The organism is Acaricomes phytoseiuli DSM 14247 (genome assembly GCF_000376245.1).
Classification (GTDB): domain Bacteria; phylum Actinomycetota; class Actinomycetes; order Actinomycetales; family Micrococcaceae; genus Renibacterium; species Renibacterium phytoseiuli.
The window spans coordinates 46,846-56,156 of the sequence record NZ_AQXM01000049.1; the positions used below are offsets into that span (position 1 = coordinate 46,846).

A 9,311-nucleotide genomic window follows, 5' to 3' on the forward strand; every position below is an offset into this window, starting at 1 on the left:
CTGGTCAGTGCCAGGTTCTAGACTAGAGACCATCATGGATATGCTCTTCGGTCCGCTCACGTCGCACTCAGCACAGGACAAGTCCACGGGAAATCCGTTACCGGATCTGGATCCGCAAGAGCTTTTGACCGGGCTCAACCCGGAGCAGGAAGCCGCGGTGATGCACCGTGGTTCCCCGCTGCTGATCGTCGCGGGTGCCGGTTCCGGGAAGACCCGGGTGCTCAGCCATCGCATCGCCTATCTGCTGGCGAGCAGCCAGGCGCATCCGGGGGAGATCCTCGCGATCACCTTCACCAATAAGGCGGCTGCCGAGATGCGCGAGCGCATCGAAGCGCTCGTGGGCGATCGCGCCAAGAATATGTGGATCTCCACCTTCCACTCATCCTGCGTCCGCATTCTGCGCAGGGAAGCGACGAATATCGGGCTGAGCAGCAATTTCTCCATCTACGATTCGGCGGACAGCCTGCGCCTCATCACCCTCGTGGCCAAGGGACTCGACCTGGATCCCAAACGCTTCGCGCCGAAGGCGATCCAGCACAAGATCTCCGCACTGAAGAACGAGCTCGTGGATGATGACAGTTTCGCGGCGGCGGCCTCGGGGCCGTTCGAAGAAGGCGTTGCCGAGGTGTACCGGGGCTACACCCAGCGGCTGCGCCAGGCGAACGCCCTGGACTTCGACGATCTGATCGCGCAGACGGTCTGGATGTTCCGCGCTTTCCCGGGGATCGCCGAGTACTACCGCAGGCGGTTCCGTCACGTCCTGGTCGATGAATACCAGGACACCAACCACGCCCAGTACGCCCTGGTCCGGGAGATCGTCGGCCCAGGGGAGAACGGAGTCCCCGCAGAGCTGACTGTAGTGGGGGATTCGGACCAGTCTATCTACGCCTTCCGGGGCGCCGATATCCGCAATATCGTCGAATTCGAAAAAGACTACCCCCAAGCACGCACCATCAAGCTGGAGCAGAACTACCGCTCCACGCAGACCATCCTCTCCGCGGCCAACGCGGTGATCGAGAAGAACTCGGACCGCCCGGACAAAAAACTCTGGACCGCCGAAGGCGATGGCGAGAAGATCGTCGGCTACGTGGCGGAGAACGAGCACGAGGAAGCCCGGTTCATCGCCGAGGAGATCGACCGGCTCCAGGATGACGAGGGCCTGCGGCCGGGCGATATCGCGATCTTCTACCGGACCAACGCCCAGTCCCGGTCCATCGAAGAAATCCTGATGCGAGTGGGCCTGCCGTACCGGGTGATCGGCGGAACCCGGTTCTATGAGCGCAAGGAGATCAAGGACGCCGTCGCGTACCTGCGCGTGCTGCGGAATCCTGATGACGATGTCAGCCTGCGCCGGGTGCTCAACGAACCCAAACGGGGTATCGGGGACCGTGCGGAAGGTGCTGTTGCCGCGCTGGCCGAACGCGAACGGCTCTCGTTCATGGCTGCTCTGCGCCGGGCGGAAGACGCGCCGGGCTTGGCCACGCGCAGCCTGAACGCCGTGACCGGTTTCGTGCGGATGCTCGATGATCTGGCGCAGATCGCCGAGACCTCGGGCCCGGCCACCGTGCTGGAGGCGGTGCTGGAGCAGACGGGTTACCTGGAAGCGCTGCGTGCCAGCACTGACCCGCAGGATGAATCCCGGGTGGAGAACCTCGCGGAACTCGTCGCGGTGGTGCGCGAATTCGAACGGGACAATCCCGAAGGGACGCTCGGCGATTTCCTGGAGCAGGTCTCCCTGGTCGCCGATGCCGACCAGATCCCCGACGCCCCGGGGATGAGCCCCGCCGAGGCGGAGGCCGCAGTGGCCGAGGCGCGTCGCCTGGGCGTGATCACCTTGATGACCTTACACACCGCGAAAGGGCTGGAATTCCCGGTGGTGTTCCTCACCGGCATGGAGCACGGGATCTTCCCGCACGCCAGATCCGCCACCGATCCTCTGGAACTCGCTGAGGAGCGGCGGCTGGCCTACGTCGGGCTGACCAGGGCGCGCCAGCGGCTTTATCTCACCCGTTCCGAAGTGCGCAGCCTATGGGGGCAGAGCCAGTACAACCCGGCGAGCCCGTTCCTCGATGAAGTGCCCGCCTCGCTCATCGACTGGAAGCGGGAAGGCTCGGCGATGCCGGTGCCGTCGATCGGCTCCTCGGGCTGGGGGAGGGAGCGCTACGGCGGGTCTTCCTGGAATGCCGGCAGAGCCTACGGGGCCGGCCCTGGCACGGGTGCGGCTCCTTCTGCAGCCGCTGCGCCGAAAAAGAACAACAGAGTCCAGCAGAACAAGGAGATCCCGGTGCTGAGCATCGGCGATGCCGTGGAGCACACCAGCTTCGGCTCCGGCACTGTGCTCGCCCTGGAGGGCAGCGGGGATAAGACCGTGGCGAAAGTCCGCTTCGGTGCGGAGGAAAAGCGCTTGCTGCTCCGCTACGCACCGCTGACCAAGGCCTAGTCGGGTCCGCCGATCACATCCGAGATCATGAATGTGTGGGCTTACTCACTAAACCGGTAGTCTGGGAGCGGGGCTCGGTACGACTGCATTAGAGTTCCCCTGGAAACTACTTCGACGTAGAAGGACTTGAGCCCGTGGACCTGTTTGAATACCAGGCGCGCGACATGTTCGAAGCACATGGAGTACCTGTGCTTGCTGGCATTGTCGCCGAAACCCCAGAAGACGCGAAGGCGGCCGCCGAGAAGATCGGCGGCGTCACCGTAGTGAAAGCACAGGTCAAGGTCGGTGGCCGCGGCAAAGCCGGTGGCGTGAAGGTCGCGAAGACCGCTGATGAAGCCTTTGACCATGCCTCGGCGATCCTCGGCATGGATATCAAGGGTCATACCGTGCACAAGGTGATGATCGCGCAGGGCGCTGATATCGCCGAGGAGTTCTACTTCTCCATCCTGCTGGACCGCGCTAATCGCGAGTACTTGGCGATGTGCTCCGTAGAAGGCGGCGTGGAGATCGAGCAGCTGGCCGTGGAGCGCCCGGAGGCGCTGGCCAAGGTCTCGGTGGACCCGCAGGTCGGTATCGACCGCGCCAAAGCCGAGGAGATCGTCGACGCGGCAGGCTTCCCAGCCGAGCTGCGCGAACCGGTCATCGAGACCATCCAGAAGCTCTGGGACGTCTTCGCGGCCGAGGACGCCACCCTGGTAGAGGTCAACCCGCTGGTGAAGACCGGCGACGGGCGCATCCTGGCTCTCGACGGCAAGGTCACCCTGGATGAGAACGCGGGCTTCCGCCACCCCGAGCACGAGGCGCTGTCTGATAAGGCATCGGAAGACCCGCTGGAAGCCAAAGCCAAGGCCAACGATCTCAACTACGTGAAGCTGGATGGCGAAGTTGGCATCATCGGCAACGGCGCAGGCCTGGTCATGAGCACCCTCGACGTCGTCGCCTACGCCGGCGAGAAGCACGGCGAGGTCAAGCCCGCCAACTTCCTGGACATCGGCGGCGGAGCTTCCGCCGAGGTGATGGCCGCCGGCCTGGACGTGATCCTCAACGACCCGCAGGTCAAGAGCGTCTTCGTCAACGTCTTCGGCGGGATCACCGCCTGCGACGCAGTGGCCAACGGCATCGTGAAAGCCCTGGAGATCCTGGGCGACAAAGCCAGCAAGCCGCTGGTAGTCCGCCTGGACGGCAATAACGTCGAGGCCGGCCGTCAAATCCTGGCCGACGCCGGGCACCCGCTGGTGACCCAGGCCGAGACCATGGACGCCGGCGCTGATAAAGCCGCTGAACTTGCCTACGCTGCGAAGTAAGGGGATCTAAAACTATGGCTATTTACCTGAACAAGGATTCCAAAGTCATCGTCCAGGGCATCACCGGCGGTGAAGGCACCAAGCACACCGCTCTCATGCTCAAGGCGGGCACCCAGGTGGTCGGCGGCGTCAACGCGCGCAAAGCCGGTACCACGGTGAGCCACCAGGACCAGAACGGCCAGGAGGTCGAGCTCCCAGTGTTCGGCACCGTGGCCGAAGCCGTGGAGAACACCGATGCGGACGTCTCCATCGTCTTCGTCCCCCCGGCGTTCACCAAGGACGCCGTGGTCGAGGCGATCGAAGCTGAGGTTCCGCTGGTCGTCGTCATCACCGAAGGCGTTCCGGTGCAGGACAGCGCCGAATTCTGGGCGCTCGCGCAGTCCAAGGTCGACGCGGACGGCAAGCAGATCACCCGCATCATCGGCCCGAACTGCCCCGGCATCATCACCCCCGGCGAATCCCTCGTCGGGATCACCCCGAACAACATCACCGGTAAGGGCGGCGTCGGCTTGGTCTCCAAGTCCGGCACGCTGACCTACCAGATGATGTACGAGCTGCGGGACCTCGGCTTCTCCACCGCCATCGGCATCGGCGGCGATCCGATCGTCGGCACCACGCATATCGATGCGCTGGCTGCTTTCGAAGCGGACCCGGAGACCAAGGCCATCGTGATGATCGGTGAGATCGGCGGTGACGCCGAGGAGCGGGCCGCTGATTTCATCAAGGCCAATGTCACCAAGCCCGTGGTCGGCTATGTCGCAGGCTTCACCGCCCCCGAGGGCAAGACCATGGGCCACGCCGGGGCCATCGTCTCCGGTTCTGCAGGTACCGCTCAGGCTAAGAAAGAAGCTTTGGAGGCCGCCGGCGTGAAGGTCGGCAAGACTCCGAGCGAGACCGCTCGCCTGCTGCGCGAGGTCTACCCCGGCTAATCAGCCAACTACGCTCAGCCTCGGCCCGTCACCTTTTCCAAGGTGGCGGGCCGAGGCGTTTCCGGAAGGCGGCTCACTGAGACCTTGTCGCAGCTGCGAGGTTTGTGGAACGCTTGGATAAAACTGCTCGCAGGCCCGCGGGATGCTGACTTCGCCGATTCAACTTTTATAGACATCCTGTCGGGGAAGTGAGCTAATCTATCTCTGGGCTATGGAATGCAAGTTTGAATAGCTCTCGGCGCTGCGCCCCTGTGATCTCATGGCGCCGGAGATCGTGCCGAAGAAGATAGTCAGGATCGTTGAGCCATGCTACTCATCAGACTGCTCCGAGAATACGGGCGGCGCTACCGTCGCTATATTCTCGCCGTCATCATTTTCCAGCTTCTCGCGACCATCGCGGCGCTGTATCTGCCGAGCCTGAACGCTCAGATCATCGATCAAGGCGTCGCCACAGGGGATACCGAGTACATCTGGCGGGTCGGTGGTCTGATGCTCGTCGTGGCGATGGGCCAGGTCTTCGCCGCGATCATCGCCGTCTATTTCGGTGCGAAAGCCTCGATGGCGGTGGGCCGGGATCTTCGCCGCGGGATCTTCGACAAGGTCGGCAGCTTCTCCGCAGAGGAATTCGGGCGCTTCGGTGCTCCGACGCTCATCACCCGGGGCACCAACGATGTGCAGCAGGTGCAGATGGTGCTGCTCCTGGGCCTGAACTTCATGGTCTCCGCCCCGATCATGTGCGTCGGCGGCATCATCATGGCACTGCGGGAAGACATCAATCTTTCCTGGCTGCTCTGGGTCTCCGTGCCGGTGCTGCTGGCGATCGTCGGCTACCTGGTGTACTTGCTGCTTCCGCTGTTCAAGTCGATGCAGGCCAAGATCGACAAGATCAACGGTGTCCTGCGCGAGCAGATCGTCGGCATCCGGGTGGTCCGGGCCTTTGTCCGGGAGCCTTATGAGACCAAGCGCTTCGATGCCGCGAACTGGGATCTGACCAAGGTCTCGCTGCGGGTGGGCAGCATCTTCGTGCTGATGTTCCCGCTCATCACGATGATTCTGCACCTCGCCACCGCGGCGGTGCTGTGGTTCGGCGGGCAGCGCGTCCACGCCGGGGAGATGCAGGTAGGGGCGCTCACCGCCTTCCTGCAGTACCTGCTGCAGATCCTGGTCGCGGTGATGATGGGCACTTTCATGGCGATGATGGTGCCCCGGGCCGTGGTCTGCTCCGAGCGCATCGCCGAAGTCCTCGACGTCGTGCCCACGCTGCAGAACCCGGAGCATCCCATCAATCCTGAAACCCGGCGCGGGGACGTGGAGTACCGGAACGTCACCTTCCAGTACCCGGGCGCAGAGGCACCGGTGCTGAAGAACATCTCCTTCAGCGCGAAGCCCGGCCAGATGGTGGCGATCATCGGGGCCACCGGCACGGGGAAGAGCACCTTGCTCTCGCTCCTGCCCAGGCTCTACGACGCAGTGGAAGGACAGGTGCTGCTCGACGGAGTGCCGGTCGACCAGATGAGCCGGGAGGCGATCACCTCCCGGGTGTCACTCGTCCCGCAGAAGCCGTACCTGTTCTCCGGCACGATCGCATCGAATCTGCGCTTCGGGAAACCGAAAGCCGATGACGATCAGCTGTGGGAGTCCTTGCGCGTCGCCCAGGCAGCAGACTTCGTCGAAGAGAAAACCGATGGGCTGGAGTCGAAAATTTCCCAGGGCGGCACCAATGTCTCCGGCGGCCAGCGGCAGCGCTTGTGCATCGCCCGGGCGCTCGTCGCCGACCCTAAGGTCTACCTCTTCGACGATTCTTTCTCAGCGCTCGATGTGGCCACGGACGCCCGGTTGCGCAAAGCCCTGGCCGCTAAGACGCAGGATGCCACGGTGATCATCGTGGCCCAGCGGTTGGCGACCATCGTCAATGCGGATCAGATCCTGGTACTGGACCGCGGGGAGATCGTGGCCCGCGGCACGCATGCCGAGCTCTTGGAGGGGTCCGAAACCTACCGCGAGATCGTCGATTCCCAGCTCAGTGTCGAGGAGGTGGCGTGATGAGTGATCAGGACGCGAAGAAGAACGTGAGCACGGAACCGGCTGAGGAGGAGGTCCTCGACGAGGAGTTCCGCCCGACCGAATCCGACGGGGATATGTTCGGCAGCGCCCCCGCCAAGAAAGCCAAAGCCTTCTGGCCCTCGGCCAAGCGCCTCGTCGGGCTGCTCAGCAAGGACCGCAGAGCGCTCGTCTTCATCTTCCTCGCGGTAGCGGCTTCCGTGGTGCTGACCGTGGTCGCTCCGAAGATCCTCGGCAAGGCCATGGACGTGATCTTCAACGGCATCCTCGGCGCGCAACTGCCGGCTGGAGTGCCTAAAGAGCAGATTGTGGCCGGTGCCAGGGCGGAAGGCAATAACAATTTCGCGGATCTGCTCGACGCCTCCAATGTGGTGCCGGGGCAGGGGGTCAACTTCAACGACCTCTCCTTCCTGATCCTGGTGGTGCTCTCGATGTACTTCGTCTCGGGTGTCTTCCAATGGGCGCAGGGGTACGTGCTCAACCGGATCGTGATGAAAGCCATCCGCAAGCTCCGGGATGACGTCGAAGCGAAACTGAACCGTCTGCCGCTGAGCTACTTCGACACCGGACAGCGCGGCGATGTGCTCTCCCGGGTCACCAACGACGTCGACAATGTCCAGCAAGGCATGCAGCAGGCCTTCTCGCAACTGGTCAGTTCGGTGCTGCTACTCGTGGGCTATGTCGTGATGATGTTCATCGTCTCCTGGCAGCTGGCGCTGATCGCGTTGATCGCCATCCCGCTCTCCGGGGTGGTCGTTGGGGTGATCGGGGTGCGCAGCCAGAAACTCTTCGCGAACCAGTGGAAGAACACCGGGATGCTCAACGGCCAGATCGAGGAGTCTTTCTCTGGGCACTCTCTGGTCAAGGTCTTCGGCCGGCAAGCAGATATGCTGGAGCGCTTCGAAGAGCGCAATGAGGCCCTGTTCAAGGCGAGCTTCGGAGCGCAGTTCGTCTCCGGTATGATGATGCCGATCATGCAGTGGGTCAACTACCTCAGCTACGTCGGCATCGCGGTGATCGGCGGCCTGCGGGTCGCCTCCGGCCAGATGACACTGGGCGACGCCACTGCGTTCATCCAGTACTCGCGTGAGTTCAACCAGCCGCTGGCCCAGATGGGCGGTATGGCCAATCAGCTCCAGTCCGGCGTGGCTTCCGCGGAGCGGGTGTTCGAATTCCTCGACGCCGATGAGCAGGAGCCGGATAGCGCTCAGAAGCATCTGCCGGCTCGCACCGATGGGCATGTCGAGTTCCAGCAGGTCAGTTTCAGCTACAGTGAGGACAAGCCGCTCATCGAGGACCTCTCCTTCGCGGCCAAGCCCGGTTCGACCGTCGCCATCGTCGGGCCCACCGGGGCTGGTAAGACCACCCTGGTCAACCTGGTGATGCGCTTCTACGAGCTGCAAGGCGGGCAGATCACTCTGGACGGGGTCGATATCACCGAACTCTCCCGCGCCGAGCTGCGCTCCAAAGTGGGTATGGTGTTACAGGATGCCTGGCTCTTCGGCGGAACGATCTACGACAATATCCGCTACGGAAACCTGGACGCCACGCAAGAGCAGGTGCTTGCCGCGGCGAAGGCAACGTATGTGGATCGTTTCGTCCGGGCCTTGCCTGAGGGCTACCAGACGATCCTGGATGACGAGGGCACGAGTCTGTCCGCAGGCGAGATGCAGCTGATCACGATCGCCCGCGCCTTCGTCTCGGACCCGTCTCTACTGATCCTGGACGAAGCCACCAGTTCTGTGGATACCCGCACTGAGGTCCTGGTGCAGAAAGCCATGGCCGCTCTCCGCGCGGATCGGACCAGCTTCGTCATCGCGCACCGGCTTTCCACGATCCGGGACGCCGATACCATCTTGATGATGGAGCAGGGCCGGATCGTCGAACAGGGCAGCCATCAAGAGCTGCTGGCCGCAGGCGGCGCTTATTACCGGCTCTATCAGGCCCAGTTCGCCGGTGAAGATGCAGAAGCTCGGTTCGATGCCGATCAGGCGCTGGAACAGGAATCCGAAGGCGGCGATGAGACTCATGCTGCCGGTGACGATGCGGCGCAGGCTGCCACTGCGCAGGCGACCCCGGGTAGTCAGGGGTAAACCACAAAGGGTGGTTAGAAGCCACATACAGAGAAGGGTCCGTGAACTACGATTCACGGACCCTTCTCTGTATGCGGTAGTGGGTTTTGGGGGACTTATCGGGCGGACCCACTACCGGATCTATAGAGTTTCGGCTGTTGAGGCCGCTCTAATCGATCACTGAAAATTATTCTTCTCGGGTCATGCGGGTCTGCCCCGGGTTTGGTTGACATCTGATCTGTGAGGATTCGTCCTCGCTGGAAGGATGTATCTCTTGCCCAAGCCCTATCCGAAAGAGTTCCGTGACGATGTCGTGGCTGTGGCCCGTAAAGCCCGGGCCCCGTTATCGCAGATTGCGAGAGACTTCGGGATTTCCGAAGCCTCGTTGTTCAACTGGCTGAAGAAAGCAAACATCGAAGACGGGCGCGTGCCGGGCCTGACCGAGGACGAGCGTAAGCAGCTCCGCGAGGCGAACAAGCGGATCCGACTCCTCGAGCAGGAAAAC

At 62.9% G+C, this 9,311-nt stretch carries 6 protein-coding genes; all 6 read left to right on the plus strand.

What is annotated here, in order from left to right; translation table 11 throughout:
* The first annotated feature begins 34 nt into the window (after positions 1-34).
* The gene (gene pcrA / locus C501_RS0104095; protein WP_018134362.1) at positions 35-2,440 is read left to right on the plus strand and encodes a DNA helicase PcrA; all 2,406 of its coding nucleotides are present in this window, start codon (positions 35-37) and stop codon (positions 2,438-2,440) included.
* A 134-nt stretch (positions 2,441-2,574) separates the two neighbouring features.
* Positions 2,575-3,744, plus strand: coding sequence for an ADP-forming succinate--CoA ligase subunit beta (gene sucC, locus C501_RS0104100; protein ID WP_018134363.1), 1,170 nt, complete (start codon positions 2,575-2,577; stop codon positions 3,742-3,744).
* A 14-nt stretch (positions 3,745-3,758) separates the two neighbouring features.
* On the plus strand, positions 3,759-4,673 hold the full coding sequence (gene sucD, locus C501_RS0104105) for a succinate--CoA ligase subunit alpha (protein WP_018134364.1): 915 nt from the start codon (positions 3,759-3,761) through the stop codon (positions 4,671-4,673).
* Between the two features lie 306 nt (positions 4,674-4,979).
* Entirely contained in the window at positions 4,980-6,716 is a 1,737-nt protein-coding gene (locus tag C501_RS0104110) for an ABC transporter ATP-binding protein (RefSeq protein ID WP_018134365.1), read from the plus strand.
* Positions 6,716-8,827 (plus strand): ABC transporter ATP-binding protein, encoded by a 2,112-nt coding sequence (locus C501_RS0104115; RefSeq protein WP_018134366.1) that lies wholly within the window; start codon positions 6,716-6,718, stop codon positions 8,825-8,827. Before C501_RS0104110 ends, C501_RS0104115 begins: the two co-directional genes overlap by 1 nt.
* Before the next feature lie 253 nt (positions 8,828-9,080).
* On the plus strand, positions 9,081-9,311 hold a 231-nt coding region (locus C501_RS14560), incomplete at its 3' end, for a transposase (protein ID WP_026174446.1).